Source organism: Protofrankia sp. Cr1, assembly GCF_963555865.1.
Lineage (GTDB): Bacteria > Actinomycetota > Actinomycetes > Frankiales > Frankiaceae > Protofrankia.
Window position 1 is genome coordinate 1 of record NZ_CAUVXO010000106.1, and the last position, 2,534, is coordinate 2,534.

The following is a 2,534-nucleotide window of genomic DNA, read 5'->3' on the forward strand; positions in this document are numbered from 1 at the left end:
GGACAGGGGCGTCGGACTGGACCACACTGATCCCGCAACCAGACCTGACACGGGACCAACCATCGCTACCCAGGTCTGCCCGGTTTCGTCGATTGCCGGTTCAGCGGCGGCGCGCTCGGGAAAGATACAGTCAGGTCAGAAGCGCATTTCGCCGTTTTCGACACCGTCGACGAACGCAGCCCACTCGGCGCGGGAGAACGACAGCACGGGCCCGTTCGGAGACTTCGAGTCGCGGACGACCACTCCGCCGTCGTGCGCGCCGGCTTCCACGCACATGCCACCGGCGCCGTTGGAGAAGGACGATGTCGTCCAGGTGACGGCGTCGGGGTCGAAGCCGTCGAGGGTGGGCTTGCGGGTGCGATCCTTGGACATGATTGATCCTTTCTGTGGTGGGTGGTGGTGCACGCGCAGGCCAGTACTCCACGCCCACTAGGACGAGGGAGGGGCGGGCACGCCTGGCCTGCGCGCGTTCGTGGCGGGGCTCCCCGGACGACACGGACTGTCCGGGGAGCCCCGGTCTCAGGTGCCGCATCGACGCGTTGGACACCGCGCTGGACGCGGGCGGAGAACTGCGTACGCTGCGCGGACAGGCCTGGCAGGAGCGGCAGGCACGTCGTATCGGCCTCCCTGACCCGAGAAAGGGACGAGGGGAGGACGCCACGGACCGACGGGAGATCTTCGAGCTGGCCGCGGCCGGGGTCCTCGCCCGACTGGGAGCCGGCGACGAAGCCGAACCGATCGCCCGTGCCGCGTTGACGCAGACCCATGGGCTCGGGTTCGAAGACCAGGGACACGCGCTGCTCGGTCTGGCCATAGCGCTGGCCACCCGCACCCGACCGGCACCGGATGAGGCGGCGGCGGTCGCAGCCCGTGCGGTCGCACTCCTTGCGGACCGTCCGACGTTCAGCGTCACGGTCAAGGCCCGGGAGGTTGCCGCCGGGTTGGCGCCGTGGCATGAGGTGTCCGAGGTTCGGGACTACTGCGAGCAGGTCCGTGCGCTCCCGCCAGGAGGATCGGTATGACGCTGACGTTCGGCGAGCCCACATCCATCGTCGTACCCACTGTGATCACGGACCGGTTAGTCCTGCGGTGCTGGCGGCCGGGCGACATCGGCCCGTACGCGGCGATGAACGCAGACGAGGAGACCATGCGCTTTCTCAACGGCACGTTCGGCCGGGAGGGCACGGAACGCCTGATCACCCATCTGATCGGCATGTGGGCGCTACGGGGCCACGGCATGTGGGCGGTCGAGGACAAGACCACCGGCGAGTTCCTCGGCCGTGCCGGCACCTACTACGCCGACGGCTGGCCCGGGATCGAGGTCGCCGTGTCCATCCGCCGGGACCGCTGGCGGGAAGGACTGGGCACCGAAGCGATCCGGGCCGCGCTCACGTTCGGGTTCACCATGCTCGGCGTGGACGAACTCGTCACCGTCACCGACCAGGGCAACGCCGGCATGAACGGGATCGCCCGGAAGCTGGGAATGGTCTTCCAGGCGGTCGCCACGGTCGGCCCGTGGAAGGACAACAACGTGTACGCCATCAGCCGGTCCGCGTGGGAGATGTGTACCGGCAGCTGACCTCCTATGACCGGGAGCGTGGGCCGGCCGCGCGCAGACCCTGCCGCCCAGTGCCACAGCCAGTTTGCCGAGGCACATCCAGACGGCCCCACCTTCGACGACGTGACAACCACCGGCGGGGGTCGTGCAAAAAAGCCCGGAGAGTGACGACTAGTGTCTGTGCACGATGGTACGGACCAATGTGTATGTGGATGGCTTCAACCTGTACTACGGGGCGATGAAGGGCCAGGGGCCGGGTTACAAGTGGCTCGACCTCTCCGCCCTCTGCCGTCGCCTCCTGCCCGAAAACGATATTCGGCGCATCCGGTACTTTTCTGCCCGTCTGACTGCTCGACCTGATGACCTCCGGCTTCCCGAGCGCCAGGCGGCCTACCTGCGCGCGGTGGGCACCCTTCCTGAAGTCTCGACTCACCTTGGTCAGTTCAAGGTCTCTTACCCCCGGATGCCGCTCTATGACAAGGGTCTAAAGCCAGGGGAGAAGCCCCAGACGGTGAAGGTCATCAAGACCGAGGAGAAGGGGTCTGATGTCAACCTGGCCACCTACCTGATCCTTGACGCCTGCCGGGCTGACTGTGAGGTCGCCGTAGTCATCACCAATGACTCGGACCTGGCCGAACCCATCCGTCTTGCTCGTGACGAGCTTGGCATCACGGTCGGTGTCGTGAACCCCCACCAGACGGCCAAGCGTAGCCGGGAGATCGAGGCGACCTTCTTCCGCCAGCTTCGGAGCAACGTCGTCGCAGCATGCCAGTTCCCTGATGAGCTTGTCGACGCTGAGGGACGTACGATCCACAAGCCCAAGACCTGGTGAAGGGGGCAGACATGCAGAGACCCCGCCTAGGCGGGGTCTCGCGCCTACCCAGCGAACCGAGTAGGGGGATATACCTCAAGGTACCACACGAAGTGAGTGGCTGCACGCACCGCATCGACAGTGTGGCCCTAGGTGATGGTCGCC

At 66.5% G+C, this 2,534-nt stretch carries 4 protein-coding genes; 3 read left to right on the forward strand and 1 reads right to left on the reverse strand.

The genetic code is table 11. From position 1 onward, the window contains the following. Positions 1–135: 135 nt before the first annotated feature. Positions 136–372, reverse strand: a complete 237-nt coding sequence (locus tag U9980_RS11135; RefSeq protein WP_322767844.1) for a DUF397 domain-containing protein — start codon at positions 370–372, stop codon at positions 136–138. Positions 373–539: 167 nt separating this feature from the next. Between U9980_RS11135 and U9980_RS11140 the strand changes: the two genes are divergently transcribed. The 3 genes from U9980_RS11140 (at position 540) to U9980_RS11150 (ending at position 2,390) form a co-directional block, all read left to right on the forward strand. Next, complete coding sequence (locus U9980_RS11140; protein WP_322767845.1) at positions 540–1,022, forward strand: hypothetical protein; 483 nt, start codon at positions 540–542, stop codon at positions 1,020–1,022. Next, a complete protein-coding gene (locus U9980_RS11145) occupies positions 1,019–1,579 on the forward strand; it encodes a GNAT family N-acetyltransferase (RefSeq protein WP_322767846.1) in 561 nt (186 codons plus the stop codon). Before U9980_RS11140 ends, U9980_RS11145 begins: the two co-directional genes overlap by 4 nt. 166 nt (positions 1,580–1,745) lie before the next feature. Further along, positions 1,746–2,390, forward strand: coding sequence for an NYN domain-containing protein (locus tag U9980_RS11150; RefSeq protein WP_322767847.1), 645 nt, complete (start codon positions 1,746–1,748; stop codon positions 2,388–2,390). The last annotated feature ends 144 nt before the right edge of the window (positions 2,391–2,534 follow it).

Coding starts and splice junctions, on each gene's coding strand:
- U9980_RS11135 (WP_322767844.1), bottom strand. CDS start 372: ATGTCCAAGGATCGCACCCGCAAGCCCACCCTCGACGGCTTCGACCCC.
- U9980_RS11145 (WP_322767846.1), top strand. CDS start 1,019: ATGACGCTGACGTTCGGCGAGCCCACATCCATCGTCGTACCCACTGTG.
- U9980_RS11150 (WP_322767847.1), top strand. CDS start 1,746: ATGGTACGGACCAATGTGTATGTGGATGGCTTCAACCTGTACTACGGG.